The following is a 13,691-nucleotide window of genomic DNA, read 5'->3' on the forward strand; positions in this document are numbered from 1 at the left end:
AGCGCCAACAGGATTGCGCGACGCTCAGGGCGGCACTAGTGGCAGGCCAAAGGCCTTGCGGCCTTGCGCAGTGCAAACAGATGAGGAGCATCCGACATGCGGGCCACCAAGCAGGTGCAGAAGATCCTGAGCAATTACGAAGGCGAGAATGCCGGTGTGAAAGGCAACCTCTGCCGGATGCTGATGGAAGGCAAACTGGGCGGCACCGGCAAGATGATCATCCTGCCCGTCGATCAGGGTTTCGAGCATGGCCCGGCACGGACCTTTGCCGCCAATCCGGTCGGCTATGACCCGCATTACCACTATCAGCTGGCCATCGACGCCGGGCTGAACGCCTATGCCGCCCCGCTGGGCATGCTGGAAGCAGGCGCGGATACCTTTGCAGGCCAGATCCCGACGATCCTGAAAGTGAACTCGGCAAACTCGCTGATGAGCGATGGCGCGGGCAAAAATCAGGCGGTCACCGCCTCGGTCGATGATGCGCTGCGCCTTGGCTGTGCTGCCATCGGCTTTACCATCTACCCCGGCTCGGACTGCCAACTGGACATGTACGAAGAAATCGTCGAGATGCGCCGCGAGGCTGCGGCCAAGGGCGTGGCGACGGTGATCTGGTCCTATCCGCGCGGCGAAGCCATCACCAAGGACGGCGAGACCGCCATCGACGTGGCCGCCTATGCGGCCCAGATTGCGGCGCTGATCGGTGCGCATATCATCAAGATCAAGCTGTCGACCGATCACCTGATGCTGGGCGAGGCCAAGAAGGTCTATGAAGCGCAGAACATCGACATCGCCACGCAGGCCGCCCGTGTGCGGCATTGCATGGATGCCTCGTTCGGCGGGCGTCGGATTGTCGTCTTCTCGGGCGGGGCCAAGAAGGGCGAAGACTCGGTCTATGACGATGCCCGCGCCATCCGTGACGGCGGCGGCAACGGCTCGATCATCGGGCGCAACTCGTTCCAGCGCGAACGCGGCGATGCGCTGGCCATGCTGGCCAAGCTGGTCGACATCTACAAAGGCAAGGCCTGATCCTGGCCTTCAGGGCGGGGGTTCCCCGCCCTGAACCGCCTTCGGGCGGCAGAAATCTGCAACTTTCTGGATTCCTCACGTTTTTTCCCGATTCACATTGTGATTCGGCCATGCCATAGTGTGCGGACCCCGCCCGATGATCGCGGCGCGGCACTGGCAGAGACGCATATGACCGCACATCGCCCCTCCATTGGCAGCCTGATGATTTTCGCCCTCGCGCTGACGCTGGGCGGCTATTTCACCTTTGCGGCCGTGCAGGGCGATTACGGCGTGTTCCGCCGCGTGCAGATCAATGCCGAGGCCGATGCGCTACGGACCGAGCGTGACCGGCTGCAAAAAGAGCTGGCGGAATTGCAGAACCGCACACTGCGCCTGTCGGATGCCTATCTGGACATCGACCTGCTGGATGAGCAGGTGCGCGATGTTCTGGGCTATATCCGCGCCGACGAGATCGTCATCCGCTGATCCCCCTTTCATACCGCGAAGATCAGGCGCCCGGCACCGGGTCTGGCCTGCCGTTGGGCCTGCGCAAATCCAAGGCCCATGCCGCAGCGCGGCGGAGGAAAGTCTTGCGCGACTCCTTATTTCTCCGATAAAGTGAAGATAGTTTAACGCTGAACTATTTTGCCACCACGGGAGGGAGCCGCATGGCCACCAAGAAGGCACCAGAGAGACCGAATGTCTCGAAAGATGAGCTTCTGAAATTTTACCGCGAGATGCTTTTGATCCGCCGGTTCGAGGAAAAGGCGGGCCAGCTTTATGGCATGGGCCTGATCGGTGGGTTCTGCCACCTTTATATCGGGCAGGAAGCTGTGGTCGTGGGCCTTGAGGCGGCGACCAAAGAGGGCGACAAGCGCATCACCTCCTACCGCGATCACGGCCATATGCTGGCCTGCGGCATGGACCCCAAGGGTGTCATGGCCGAACTGACCGGGCGCATCGGTGGCTATTCCAAGGGCAAGGGCGGCTCCATGCACATGTTCTCGAAGGAGCGCCATTTCTACGGCGGCCACGGGATCGTGGGCGCGCAGGTGCCGCTGGGGGCAGGCCTTGCCTTCGCCGACAAATATCTGGGCAATGACAACGTGACCTTCGCCTATTTCGGCGATGGGGCGGCCAACCAGGGCCAGGTCTACGAGACCTACAACATGGCAGAGCTGTGGAATCTGCCGGTGATCTTCGTGATCGAAAACAACCAATATGCCATGGGCACCAGCGTCAAACGCTCGACCAAATCCCCCTCGCTGTGGGAACGTGGCGCGGCGTATGGCATCAAGGGCGAAGCTGTGGACGGCATGGATGTGCTGGCCGTGAAAGCGGCGGCTGAAAAGGCCGTGGCGGCCTGCCGTGCGGGCGAAGGCCCCTATATCCTTGAAATGATGACCTATCGCTATCGCGGCCACTCGATGTCTGACCCGGCGAAATACCGCACCCGCGAAGAGGTGCAGAAAATGAAGGATGAAAAGGACGCCATCGAGCATGTGCGCGACCTGCTGGTGCAGGGCGGACTGGCCTCGGATGACGATCTGAAAGCCATCGACAAGGAGATCAAGGCCATCGTCAACGAGGCCGCAGAATTCTCCAAGGAAAGCCCGGAGCCGCCTGTCAGCGAGCTTTGGACCGATATCTACGCGTAAGGGGGAAAGACATGGCAATTCAGGTTCTCATGCCCGCGCTTTCTCCGACGATGGAGGAAGGCACGCTGGCCAAATGGCTGGTGAAAGAGGGTGATGCGGTGAAATCCGGCCAGATTCTGGCCGAGATCGAGACCGACAAGGCGACGATGGAGTTTGAAGCGGTTGATGAAGGCATCATCGGCAAGCTTCTGGTCGCGGAAGGCACCGCGAATGTGAAGGTGAACACGCCGATCGCACTGCTGGTGGAAGAGGGCGAAAGCGCCGATGCACCTGCGGCAGCGGCGGCGGCGCCTGCCCCAGCAGCAGCAGCAGCTGCGGCCCCGGCGGCGGCGGCCCCCGCACCGGCGGCGGCAAAGGCCCCGGTCGAGGTTGTGTCGAAAGCATCGCCGGATTGGCCGGAAGGCACCGCGATGAAAACCATGACCGTGCGCGAGGCGCTGCGCGAGGCCATGGCCGAAGAGATGCGGGCAAACCCCACGGTTTTCCTGATGGGCGAGGAAGTCGGCGAATATCAGGGTGCCTACAAGATCAGCCAGGGCCTTCTGGACGAGTTCGGCGCCAAACGGGTGATCGACACGCCAATCACCGAACATGGCTTTGCCGGTTTGGCAGTGGGCGCGTCCTGGGGCGGCCTGAACCCGATTGTGGAGTTCATGACCTTCAACTTCGCCATGCAGGCGATTGACCACCTGATCAACTCGGCGGCGAAAACCAACTACATGTCGGGCGGCCAGATGGGCGCGCCGATCGTGTTCCGCGGGGCCAATGGCGCTGCCGCCCGCGTGGGCGCACAGCACAGCCATGATTACGCAGCGTGGTATGCGCAGATTCCGGGCCTGAAAGTGGTGATGCCCTATTCGGCAGCAGATGCGAAAGGCCTGCTGAAACAGGCGATCCGCGATCCGAACCCGGTGATCTTCCTGGAAAACGAGATCCTCTATGGTCGGTCGTTCGAAGTGCCGGTGCTGGATGATTTCACCATTCCCTTCGGCAAGGCCCGCGTCTGGCGCGAAGGCAGCGATGTGACCATCGTATCTTTCGGCATCGGCATGACCTATGCGCTGGAAGCGGCGGATCTGCTGGCGAAAGACGGGATTTCTGCCGAGGTGATCGACCTGCGCACCCTGCGCCCGATTGATTACGATACGGTTCTGGCCTCGGTGATGAAAACCAACCGCTGCGTGACCGTCGAGGAAGGTTTCCCCGTCGGCTCCATCGGCAACCACCTGTCCGCCACGATCATGGAGCGCGCCTTCGATTACCTCGATGCGCCGGTGATCAACTGCACGGGCAAGGATGTGCCGATGCCCTATGCGGCCAATCTTGAGAAACTCGCTCTGGTGACGACGGCGGAAGTTGTCGAAGCCGTCAAATCCGTCTGCTATCGCTGAGGTGTGACATGGCTGTTCAAGTTCTGATGCCCGCGCTCTCGCCCACGATGGAAGAGGGCACGCTGGCAAAATGGTTGATCAAGGAAGGGGATACGGTCAAATCAGGCCAGATCCTCGCCGAGATCGAAACCGACAAGGCAACGATGGAGTTCGAGGCCGTTGATGAAGGTGTGATCGGCAAGCTTCTGATCGCCGAGGGCACGGCGGGGGTGAAGGTCAACACACCCATCGCCCTGCTGCTGGAAGATGGCGAAAGCGCCGATGCGGCGGTGGCGGCTCCGGCCCCTGCGGCGGCAGCGGCGGCCCCGGTTGCTTCGGCCCCGGCCCCGGCGGCTGTTGCAGCGGCACCCGCTGCTGCGGCCCCCAAGGCCGAAGGCGCGCGTGTCTTCGCCTCGCCCCTCGCCCGGCGCATCGCGGCGGAAAAAGGGCTGGATCTCAGCGCGGTCAAAGGCTCCGGCCCGCATGGCCGCATTGTGAAGGCCGATGTGGAAGGCACTGTCGCAGCCCCGAAAGTGGCAGCAGCAGCGGCCCCGGTTACCGCCCCGGCGGCAGCCCCCGCCCCGGTGGCCGCCGCCGCGGCACCGACCGGCCCGTCGACCGAGACTGTGCTGAAAATGTATGCGGATCGGGCCTTTACCGAAGTGCCGCTGGACGGGATGCGCCGGACCATCGCGGCGCGGCTGACCGAGGCAAAACAGACCATCCCGCATTTCTATCTGCGCCGCGAAGTGCAGCTGGACACGTTGATGGCCTTCCGCGAACAACTGAACAAATCGCTGGAAGGGCGCGGCGTGAAGCTGTCGGTCAATGACTTCATCATCAAGGCCTGCGCGCTGGCGCTGCAAGCCGTGCCTGCGGCGAATGCCGTCTGGGCCGGGGACCGGATGCTGCGGCTGAAGCCTTCGGATGTGGCGGTGGCCGTGGCGATTGACGGTGGCCTGTTCACCCCGGTTCTGCGCGATGCCGACAAGAAGTCGCTGTCGGCGCTGTCGGCCGAGATGAAGGATCTGGCCACCCGCGCGAAAACCAAGAAGCTCGCCCCGCACGAATATCAGGGCGGCAGCTTCGCCATCTCGAACCTCGGCATGATGGGGATCGAGAATTTCGACGCCGTGATCAACCCGCCGCATGGGTCGATTCTGGCGGTTGGCGCGGGCATCAAGAAGCCGGTGGTCAATAAGGCGGGTGAGGTGGTCGTGGCCACGATGATGAGCATGACGCTTTCGGTGGATCACCGGGTCATCGACGGGGCCTTGGGGGCAGAATTCCTCAAGGCGATCATCGACAACCTTGAAAACCCGATGACCATGCTGGCCTGAACCGGCCTGCAGCAGAATGGAAAAAGGCCCCGGAGCATCTGCTCCGGGGCCTTTTTCATGGCGCTGCGCTTTGGTTCAGTCGCAGCCGCGGATCACCTGATCCATCATCACGGCGGGCTGCGGACACCCCGCTTCCCCCACCACTTTGGCCGGAACGCCCGCGACGGTGGTGCAGGGCGGCACGTCTTGCAGAACCACCGACCCCGCCGCGATTCGCGAGCAATGGCCGATATGGATATTGCCCAACACCTTCGCCCCAGCTCCGATCAGCACGCCATCACCGATCTTGGGATGGCGGTCACCATCCTCCTTGCCGGTGCCGCCCAGCGTCACCGAATGCAGCATCGACACGTTGTCACCGACCACCGCCGTCTCGCCAATCACGATGGAATGGGCGTGGTCGATCATGATGCCCTTGCCCAGCCGCGCTGCGGGATGGATGTCGACGCCGAACACCTCGGACACACGCATCTGCACGAAATAGGCCAGATCAATCCGGCCGCAGGTCCAGAGCCAATGGCCGATCCGATATGCCTGAACCGCCTGATATCCCTTGAAAAACAGGATCGGTTGCAGGTAGCGGTGGCAGGCGGGATCGCGGTCATAGACCGCCATCAGATCGGCCCGCGCCGATTGCCCCAGTTCGGGATCGGCCTGATAGGCCTCGTCGGCAATCTCGCGCAGGATCTGCTCGCTCATCTCGCCCGAGGCGAGTTTCAGCGAAAAGCGATAGGCCATCGCGCGTTCCATCGTCGGATGATGCAGCAGGCTGGAATGGACCAGACCGCCCAGCAAAGGCTCAACGCCAATGGCCGCAACCGCCTCGTCACAGACCCGCGACCAGACAGGATCAAGTGGCATCACCTTCTGTTTGACTTCGGGCATCTTCGCTCTCCGCAGATATTTCGGCTATTATAGCGCAGATACGCCGTTCTGCCAGCGGTTCAAGCCGGATCACGGCGCCCATACCAGTGCAGCAGACGCTGAATTGTCAGGGCGATGGCGTCCAGATAGGCCGGATCGGCCCAGCACGGCTCTTGCCGCTGCGGCAGAACGGCGGCCCGCGCCAGCAGGCTGCCATTGCCCCAGACCGGATGGGCCCGGCCAAAGCGCTTGGCATAGTGATGCGCAAAATGGGCCTCTTGCAGCATCCGGTCGACCACAGCCGGGCGTGCCGCCGCAGGGGCGGCCAGCACCACCCGTGCGGCGGCCTGAAGATCTCCGGGCAGGATGCGCCGCATGTGGATCAGAGCCCGATGGGCAGCACACGAAACGGACCATGCCCGAAGCTGGTCGATATCTGCGCCACGGCAATCGCTATGCCATCCGGCGCCCCATCCTCGGCCATCATCGCCGCGCTGTAGTGCCAGACCGGGGTCGAGACCGTGATCTCGCGCAGAATGGTCGCATCGCGCATAACGCGGACCAGATACTGTTCGCGCTCCTCGCCCAGTGGCACATCCGCACCTTCCCAACTGTCACCGTCGATCCGGGTGCGGCGGATCCAGCCGAAGCGGAGGCCGTCGCCTTCGGGCTGCATACGCAGATGGGCGGGCGCATAGGGCCGAAGGCCGACACCGGCAAAGGCGCGCACCCGATGCACCACCGCCGGATCATCATAGCCCCGCGAGGCAAGACCCACGCGATAGTGCCGGTCCAGCCCGCGCGCCGAGGGCGCAAGCTCAAGCGGCACAAGGGTTCTGTCCAGCAGCACGATCTGGCTGCCGATCGGCCATTCCAGTGGCTGGACGCCATCGGTGCCCAACTGGCCGCGCAGGCGCAGCGACAGCTCGTAGGTGGAAGGTCCGACCAGCGTGGCGGTGACAAACTGGAACACTTCCCAGACACCCATCACCGGATCACCGATGGCCAGCGCATTCGCCCCATTCAGCACCGCAGCCTGCGAGGCGGAGGACAACTGGCCTGCCGTCATGCGCACCCGCAGCGGTGCCCCCCTGTCCCACAGGCCCGGTGCCACCGCTGCCAGCACTGTCTCTGTCCGCCCGACGGTGGCAGAGGCGGCAACAAGCTTGTTGAACACATATCCCGCATCCTCGGAGGCGGCCCAGACCGCAACCGTCCGGGCCAGGGCTTTGCCGCAACCGCGATATGCGGCGCATGGGGCGCTTCGTCGCCGGTCATCAACGGCAGATCCAGAAACACCGGATAGACCGGCAGCGGCGCAATGAAACTGCGAGGGGCGATGCGTTCTTCCTCATATTCGCTGGGGCGATAGATGCCCGCCTCGGTGCGGACCGCATCAACCAGCAAAGCCTCGGCCTGCTCCACCCTGTCGATGCGATAACGCTGGCCCGCATGATCAACCACATCGCCCGCCCCCAGATGGCAAAGCGAACGCGGCAGCGCGAACCGCGCCGTGTCGCGGGCGATCCGCGCTTCGGCCAGCCAGCGTTCGGCAATCGACATGCCCTCGGCGGTGGTCAGCACCAGCGGCAGATCGGATTGCGATACGCCCGGCACGGCATCACCGGGAAATTGCGCCTCGGCCTGCCGCAGCGCAAAATCGCCCTCGGCTTCGATATGGCCAATCAGCACCCGCCCGGCCATTTCCGCCTCGGCAGTCCGCGAGGTCTCGAACGCGCCGCTCAGTTCGTTGGACAGAGCGAGCATGTCATCGGTGATCCGGGCCGTAACCTGCCCGTCGCGCATCCTGAACTGCAAAACACCGTCACGGTCCACCGCCTCGAACCCATAGGCCAGCATCAAGGCCTGCAATGCCGCGCGCGCCGTGCCGAGATCTGAGATGTGATAGCCGCGCACCACCCCATGCAGGGCCGATACATCAAAGCTGTGCAGCCCGGCCCGGTCGCAGAGCTCGGCCACAACTGCGGCCAGCGTCTGACCGCTCGCCCGGCCAGACAGCCAGTGCCCCCGGGCATAATTGTCGCCATCGGCCCAGACAGAAACCGTGTTGGGAAAGGCCGGAAATGGCCGGGCATCCCAGGCCCAGACATGCGCGCGCGCCATGTCAATCATCCGCCCGTCATACAGGGCAGAGGCCGGGTTGTGGCGCGCATCACTCCAATATTCCCGCATGGCCCGCAGATATTGCATCTGCATCAGATCATCGCGCCGCCCGCTGGAAAACTTGGGCAAGACCGATTCCGACGATTTGGGATCGAGGAACTTGTTCGGCTGATTGGCGCCTTTGTCGATGGCGGCACAGCCATATTCGGTAAAGCGCACAGGTTTGGAGCCGGGCACCCAAGCGGTCGCCACAGCAGAGCGCACCCCGCCAATCCGATCATGGTGCAGTTCCGACCACCAGGACCGGATATCCTTGTAACGAAACACCCAGGGCTCGCCATGGGCACCATCCTCGATGGGTTTGCGGCGTTGCAGGATTTCGGCCTCGGCACTGTCGTAATACCAGTCGAAGCCTTCGCCGCCCGCCACATTGGCCTTCAGATAGTCGAGGTTGTAAAGGCTGCCCCATGCGGCATCGGCATGGCTTTCCCCATCGCGCCAATCGGCCAGCGGCATGTAATTGTCGATGCCCAGTCAAATCGAGGCCAGATAGCACTTAAAGTGTTGTTTTATTAGTGTTTTTCGGCTTGCCATTTTGTCAGCCAGACCCGAGAAACTCAATTGAGACCCTAAATCGACAGAAATCCATTCTTCAGCTTCTTCAATGGTTTAGGTTTGCAGTCCTCCCTAGCACAATCAGGTGAAGTTCCCTTTGTGCAGGTAACAACGTGCTACCCACCCTAGAAAGCATCGTGCCCGGTCTCGAAGGGGTAGAAAGCCTCAGCGAGTTTGCTGAGAAGTTTGTCAGCCTTGTTCCTTCCCGCACTTCTCAGAGGTTGGCCCTGCCGCTAGCACTTTTGGCCCGAGATGCAATTGGGAAGAAGTGGAGCGACTTGGCAACACGGCAGTCCGTTCGACGCACCCAAAGGCTTAAGATGGTGCGTGACGAAAAGAGGGCGCAGCAGGAATTACTGGAGCTTAACCGCCAGGCAGCAGCAAAAGAACGCGAACGTCAGCGGGGGCGAGAAACCTCACGCCAACTACTTTCAACCCCCGAAGGCCGAGCAAAACACGTGGCGGCCACACGGAAGCACCACAAGGCCAACCCCCATCGCCAGATAGCGAACAAGTTGCGGGTTCGGGTTGGCGACGCCTTGAAGAACGATGGGGCACGGAAAGGCGCGAAAACCATGGAGCTAGTCGGCTGCACGATAGAGCATCTTATGGCCCACCTGGAACGCCAGTTTCAGCCTGGCATGAGCTGGGCCAACCAAGGCTTGTGGCACATCGATCACGTTCGCCCCTGTGCATCGTTCGACCTGACGTGTCCCGATGCCCAGCGAGAGTGCTTCAATTGGAAGAACTTACAGCCCTTATGGGCCGCCGACAACTTGACCAAAAGTGACAGACTGGACTGGACTAGTCGGGTCAACATTCCCCAAAGGTGAACTATACTGTCACCGCAAAAATCGCCCTTGCAACACGCTCAACTAAATCAAACGTATACTCGACCTGAGCGCGGTCAATAGGCCATCTCTGATTTGGATATGATGGGTCAATATCTGCTTCATGTGCAATTTTGTTCCGCCGATCAACAATAAGACCAAAGTTAGTCTTCAATGTCTTGGCATCCACACCAACACTTGCACCTACCTCAACCCACAACGAAACTGGACTAAACAATCGAACCGCGTCAGCCACTTTATCAGGTTGCTGAAATGAAACATACCCATGTCGGCTGCGTATCTCCGCTTCCAGAGTAGCCGGAGTTACACCAATCATCACACCAATAGGGATTGGAAACTTATTAAAGGCATCAGTTCGATTTCTAATGGCGCCATAACACTCCAGCATACCAAGACGAGTGAGCTCATGAATAAAAAAATCAAAGGCGCTTACCGCCATTACAATCTCTGATCTCAATATATCAGACAAATCAACGGCCGCAGTAAGTTGAGCTGACAAAGAAGCATGTAACCCATGAAGCTCCCTTGCCCTAACCATTGCCTGCTCGAAAGCGTCAAGTGCCTGCTGCATTCAGCACCGCAATCACTTTGTCAGCACATTCATCGAACAAACGCAAAAAATCCTCTTGGGAACCTTGGGTGTTTTCCAAAACTTTGCCAACCTGCTTTAGTTGGTCTGGAGTTAGTTCAAAAATTGGAACTTGATGCTCTTGAGAAAACGCAATAAGTGAGTTGAAGTCGGGCATCTGCAGAATTGGAATAGATGGATCAATATTTGCCGCTGCATAAATTTCCTGAGGCAACAATAAGCCAGATTTGCTAAGGACGGGCAGAAGAGTGTCCCTCACATTACTTTCGAGCTGGTCAATCCAAGACTGAAACGCTCGTGATGGCGCCTTTGCTCTCGGCCGATACTTCTGAACGACGTAGCCGATGAACTTAGTGCTCACGTCTGGAAAGGGGTAAGCGGCATCCTTAAGAGCTGTCGTACTAGCAGCCGCATCAGCCCAAGACTTCCACTTGGGAATAACATTTGCGAGTGATTTGACCGCCATATTGGAAAAATAATCAGGGTGCATTGGTATGATAAAGAAATCACTAATAGACAACAAATTCTGATTTAGAGCACCCAAGCTTGGACTCATGTCAACAATAGCAATATCTATATTGTTCTCAGCGGCAGTCATTTTAAGAAGGTGATTTATGGCTCCTGGCAAGTTCCTAAGCGTAACAACTGACCCAGATAGCTCCTGCGAAATACCAAGTGTGACTTCATATTCAGCTAAACCGATATTGCCCGGTAGCAAAAATAGGTTGTCGTTCTTGGGGATACTGACAAGGCGAACAGGGACAATAGGACTGGGCCGCGACTCAAAAGCAGGCACCAAGCCCTCTTTAATATTGAGAGGAACGCCTGCGTCCATTCCTTGTATGCTATCGCTTGTCTCAAGATCCTCAAGGCCAAGAACCATACCCGTCAAATTACATTGCGGATCACAATCGACAAGCATCACTCGCTTACCCTTTCGGGCAAGCATCCATCCAAGATTAAACGCTGTGGTCGTTTTGCTTACGCCGCCCTTGTGGTTGAAAAGGCTAAGAACCGCCACCATCGTAGTCTCCCATGCTTTGCCTTAACACTACTTTGCCTTGCTCTGCTAAGCTAGTGAAATATCGAGATGATTTCCTTGGCGCACAACAAGCAGTCAGGTGCTCGGACAGCTTTTTGCTTAAGCATGTCAGGTGCTTAGTCACCGAGACCACCCGGCAGGACTCGACCAGGGCCAAAACGATGTGCCTAGTTGGCGTAGCGTTGCAGCGCATCCCGTTCAGCGGCCATGATTTCAGCCTTGGGGCGCCACGTTGGATCGACTTGGCTTGCCTCAAACAGGCGCCCGGTTAGCCGCCTTGCGACGAACAGCTTCTCGCGACCATTTGGCAGGGCATCAAAGTTTGCGAAGTCATCTGCAATCCCCTTCTGCCGCTTGTTCGGCAGCTTCATGCCTTCTTTGGTGACAGCAACCCCTGTGATGATCCTGGGCTGGCCAGGGCGGAACAGCTTGGTCTTGTGACCGTGCAGCCGATAGGACGAAAAGATCTTCCTTGCTGCATACAGGAGCCCCCTGGTCGCACCTATGCCAGTGAACACAACATCATCAACGTAGACAGTAATCACGCAACCCTTTGTGGCCGCCAGCTTGGCCAAAGCGTCGAACATGTCCTCGTAGGCAAAGTAGGAAAGGATCGGGCTGGAGCTGCTGCCAGTTGGCAAGTGACCATCTACGGTGAGCAACTTGGTCAGAATGCCAGAGACGTCTCCCGAGCAAAGCATTCGATCCAGAAAGAAGTGGTGGACTGCCTGCGATCGGACGGAGGGGTAAAACTTCCGCACATCGATCTTCACGCAGCCCGCATCCACAGAATGCCCGCTAGCGTTGGTGATGTATGACCTCCCCCTGATTGCAGAATGCAGGTAATCTGGGGTGTCAATTTTGGCCAGAAGCAAGGCTACGCGCTTGTGCACCTTGTCCAGCTTCGGCTTGGGTTCTTGGATCGGCCGACCGGTTTTCTTGTCGGTCCATCTCTTGTAGTTGTCCGTTGCTGCGCAAAGCTCGTTCAGCTCATCGAGCGTTACCCGCAACCGGTCCGCCAGCATTTGGGGACTGGTGATCTTGTAGAAAATGGACTGGTTGCGGGGGTAGCTCATCGCTCAGACCCTCTGTAATCCGAAATTGTCGCCACCCAGTCCAGCATCTTCACTGCCTTGTCGGCGACGAACACCCTTACATTTTCGGCCTTCCCCGCCCCTTCCACCTTCTCGGCGAACAAAAGCAAGGAGGACATGGGAATGTCGAAGGCGTCGGAATACTTCTGAAGCGTGGCCATTGAGACGTTCTTGTCGCCCTTCTCGATTTCAGACACGTAGGATTTTGAAAGGCCCAAGCGCTCAGCGGCATCGACCTGTGACAGGTCATGATAGACCCTCACAAGGCGCAGGGCTTTGTTCAGCATTTTCTCCCTCCAAACAATGAACACCTAGGGGCCGTCGAAGAAGAACCGCGCCAGTTTCGCGATGGCATTTACCATCCAAAACGCGGCCAAGAGTATCGACCTGTTCCGAAGAACACGCCGATACCAACGACGGACCCGTTGCCCGGTGTTCAGGGGCTTCTTGGGATCATTGGTTCCCATTTCAGCATCCTCCTGGGCATCACCACCGGACAACCCGATGGCTGTGCGCCGACCCCAAGAGGCAAAGTGGGCAAACGGTAACCCCCAGGTATCCCCGTGCCGCAACGTGCGCTGCGGCCTTAAGTCGGAAGTCGTCGCCGATCGCATCGCTCGCGCGCGATCGCCGCTGCCCCCAAAGTGGGTAGAGACCGAAGCCTCCTCGACTGGTGAACCAGTCAGCCTGTGGCGCTATCCATCGCCTGAACACTGTAGCCTAGATAGCAGATTCGGTCGCCAACGCAAGAAGAAAGTTCGCCTGTAGCGATTTCAGTCCGCTCATTCGATCACTTAACCACAAAATGTCGTAGCTCGGTTTGGCGTGAATGTCAGGATCACACGTTGTCTAGCCCGAAAGTGAATGAATATCAGGGCGTTAGCGCCCCGCTCAGACCCGTAGGCTCAATATGGGCTGACCGACAAGCGAAAAGGCCCGCCGAAGCGGGCCTCTGATTGTCATTCGGCTGCTATGGGCCATCGCCGCTTTGGCTCTCTTGTCGTCATGACCTCCCGCAGGGAAGTCATGGTGGCCATTTCTTCCCGCAAGGCTTCTTCGAACCTTGCCCGCTTGGCCTGTCCAGCCAATGCCCTCGCCCGTCTCTTTGCAGTTTCGGACAGGGGTTCCTTCGGCCGATC

At 59.4% G+C, this 13,691-nt stretch carries 14 protein-coding genes; 6 read left to right on the forward strand and 8 right to left on the reverse strand.

Annotated features, from left to right (window positions below; translation table 11 throughout):
• The first annotated feature begins 96 nt into the window (after nt 1-96).
• From KM031_RS01995 to KM031_RS02015, 5 genes are all read left to right on the forward strand, one after another.
• Nucleotides 97-1,026 (forward strand): class I fructose-bisphosphate aldolase, encoded by a 930-nt coding sequence (locus tag KM031_RS01995; protein WP_215504047.1) that lies wholly within the window; start codon nt 97-99, stop codon nt 1,024-1,026.
• 168 nt (nt 1,027-1,194) lie between these two features.
• Nucleotides 1,195-1,491, forward strand: a complete 297-nt coding sequence (locus KM031_RS02000; protein ID WP_215504046.1) for an FtsB family cell division protein — start codon at nt 1,195-1,197, stop codon at nt 1,489-1,491.
• Nucleotides 1,492-1,673: 182 nt separating this feature from the next.
• A complete protein-coding gene (pdhA, locus tag KM031_RS02005; protein WP_215504045.1) occupies nt 1,674-2,663 on the forward strand; it encodes a pyruvate dehydrogenase (acetyl-transferring) E1 component subunit alpha in 990 nt (329 codons plus the stop codon).
• 11 nt (nt 2,664-2,674) lie between these two features.
• Nucleotides 2,675-4,054, forward strand: coding sequence for a pyruvate dehydrogenase complex E1 component subunit beta (locus tag KM031_RS02010; RefSeq protein ID WP_215504044.1), 1,380 nt, complete (start codon nt 2,675-2,677; stop codon nt 4,052-4,054).
• Between the two features lie 8 nt (nt 4,055-4,062).
• Nucleotides 4,063-5,373 carry a pyruvate dehydrogenase complex dihydrolipoamide acetyltransferase gene (locus tag KM031_RS02015; RefSeq protein ID WP_215504043.1) on the forward strand — a complete coding sequence of 437 codons (1,311 nt, stop codon included), beginning with the start codon at nt 4,063-4,065 and terminating at the stop codon, nt 5,371-5,373.
• 75 nt (nt 5,374-5,448) lie between these two features.
• On the opposite strand, the gene cysE is transcribed toward KM031_RS02015, so the two are convergent.
• The 4 genes from cysE to KM031_RS02035 are packed head-to-tail and all read right to left on the reverse strand — an operon-like array spanning nt 5,449 to nt 8,877.
• Nucleotides 5,449-6,258: a serine O-acetyltransferase gene (gene cysE / locus KM031_RS02020; protein ID WP_215504042.1), complete on the reverse strand. Its 810-nt coding sequence runs from the start codon at nt 6,256-6,258 to the stop codon at nt 5,449-5,451.
• A 59-nt stretch (nt 6,259-6,317) separates the two neighbouring features.
• Nucleotides 6,318-6,614: a DUF7742 family protein gene (locus KM031_RS02025; RefSeq protein WP_215504041.1), complete on the reverse strand. Its 297-nt coding sequence runs from the start codon at nt 6,612-6,614 to the stop codon at nt 6,318-6,320.
• A gap of 5 nt (nt 6,615-6,619) precedes the next feature.
• Nucleotides 6,620-7,363, reverse strand: coding sequence for a GTA baseplate fiber-binding domain-containing protein (locus KM031_RS02030; RefSeq protein WP_215504040.1), 744 nt, complete (start codon nt 7,361-7,363; stop codon nt 6,620-6,622).
• Nucleotides 7,303-8,877, reverse strand: a complete 1,575-nt coding sequence (locus KM031_RS02035; RefSeq protein WP_215504039.1) for a baseplate megatron protein TIM-barrel domain-containing protein — start codon at nt 8,875-8,877, stop codon at nt 7,303-7,305. Before KM031_RS02035 ends, KM031_RS02030 begins: the two co-directional genes overlap by 61 nt.
• A gap of 419 nt (nt 8,878-9,296) precedes the next feature.
• On the opposite strand from KM031_RS02035, the gene KM031_RS02040 reads away from it, so the two are divergent.
• Nucleotides 9,297-9,809 carry a hypothetical protein gene (locus tag KM031_RS02040; RefSeq protein ID WP_260692058.1) on the forward strand — a complete coding sequence of 171 codons (513 nt, stop codon included), beginning with the start codon at nt 9,297-9,299 and terminating at the stop codon, nt 9,807-9,809.
• Nucleotide 9,810: 1 nt separating this feature from the next.
• Here the strand turns inward: KM031_RS02040 and KM031_RS02045 are convergent, their stop codons facing one another.
• The 4 genes from KM031_RS02045 to KM031_RS02060 all read right to left on the reverse strand — a co-directional run bounded on the left by KM031_RS02045 (nt 9,811) and on the right by KM031_RS02060 (nt 12,839).
• Nucleotides 9,811-10,398: a hypothetical protein gene (locus tag KM031_RS02045; RefSeq protein WP_215504037.1), complete on the reverse strand. Its 588-nt coding sequence runs from the start codon at nt 10,396-10,398 to the stop codon at nt 9,811-9,813.
• A complete protein-coding gene (locus KM031_RS02050) occupies nt 10,382-11,440 on the reverse strand; it encodes a ParA family protein (protein ID WP_215504036.1) in 1,059 nt (352 codons plus the stop codon). The genes KM031_RS02045 and KM031_RS02050 overlap by 17 nt, the downstream gene beginning before the upstream one ends.
• A 185-nt stretch (nt 11,441-11,625) precedes the next feature.
• Entirely contained in the window at nt 11,626-12,534 is a 909-nt protein-coding gene (locus KM031_RS02055) for a reverse transcriptase family protein (RefSeq protein WP_215504035.1), read from the reverse strand.
• Nucleotides 12,531-12,839: a helix-turn-helix domain-containing protein gene (locus tag KM031_RS02060; RefSeq protein ID WP_072244762.1), complete on the reverse strand. Its 309-nt coding sequence runs from the start codon at nt 12,837-12,839 to the stop codon at nt 12,531-12,533. The genes KM031_RS02055 and KM031_RS02060 overlap by 4 nt, the downstream gene beginning before the upstream one ends.
• Nucleotides 12,840-13,691 lie beyond the last annotated feature (852 nt).

Origin of the sequence: Gemmobacter fulvus (assembly GCF_018798885.1) — a bacterium.
GTDB classification, from domain to species: Bacteria; Pseudomonadota; Alphaproteobacteria; order Rhodobacterales; family Rhodobacteraceae; genus Gemmobacter; species Gemmobacter fulvus.

Coding starts and splice junctions, on each gene's coding strand:
- KM031_RS01995 (WP_215504047.1), top strand. CDS start 97: ATGCGGGCCACCAAGCAGGTGCAGAAGATCCTGAGCAATTACGAAGGC.
- KM031_RS02000 (WP_215504046.1), top strand. CDS start 1,195: ATGACCGCACATCGCCCCTCCATTGGCAGCCTGATGATTTTCGCCCTC.
- pdhA (WP_215504045.1), top strand. CDS start 1,674: ATGGCCACCAAGAAGGCACCAGAGAGACCGAATGTCTCGAAAGATGAG.
- KM031_RS02010 (WP_215504044.1), top strand. CDS start 2,675: ATGGCAATTCAGGTTCTCATGCCCGCGCTTTCTCCGACGATGGAGGAA.
- KM031_RS02015 (WP_215504043.1), top strand. CDS start 4,063: ATGGCTGTTCAAGTTCTGATGCCCGCGCTCTCGCCCACGATGGAAGAG.
- cysE (WP_215504042.1), bottom strand. CDS start 6,258: ATGCCCGAAGTCAAACAGAAGGTGATGCCACTTGATCCTGTCTGGTCG.
- KM031_RS02025 (WP_215504041.1), bottom strand. CDS start 6,614: ATGCGGCGCATCCTGCCCGGAGATCTTCAGGCCGCCGCACGGGTGGTG.
- KM031_RS02035 (WP_215504039.1), bottom strand. CDS start 8,877: ATGCCGCTGGCCGATTGGCGCGATGGGGAAAGCCATGCCGATGCCGCA.
- KM031_RS02040 (WP_260692058.1), top strand. CDS start 9,297: ATGGTGCGTGACGAAAAGAGGGCGCAGCAGGAATTACTGGAGCTTAAC.
- KM031_RS02045 (WP_215504037.1), bottom strand. CDS start 10,398: ATGCAGCAGGCACTTGACGCTTTCGAGCAGGCAATGGTTAGGGCAAGG.
- KM031_RS02050 (WP_215504036.1), bottom strand. CDS start 11,440: ATGGTGGCGGTTCTTAGCCTTTTCAACCACAAGGGCGGCGTAAGCAAA.
- KM031_RS02055 (WP_215504035.1), bottom strand. CDS start 12,534: ATGAGCTACCCCCGCAACCAGTCCATTTTCTACAAGATCACCAGTCCC.
- KM031_RS02060 (WP_072244762.1), bottom strand. CDS start 12,839: ATGCTGAACAAAGCCCTGCGCCTTGTGAGGGTCTATCATGACCTGTCA.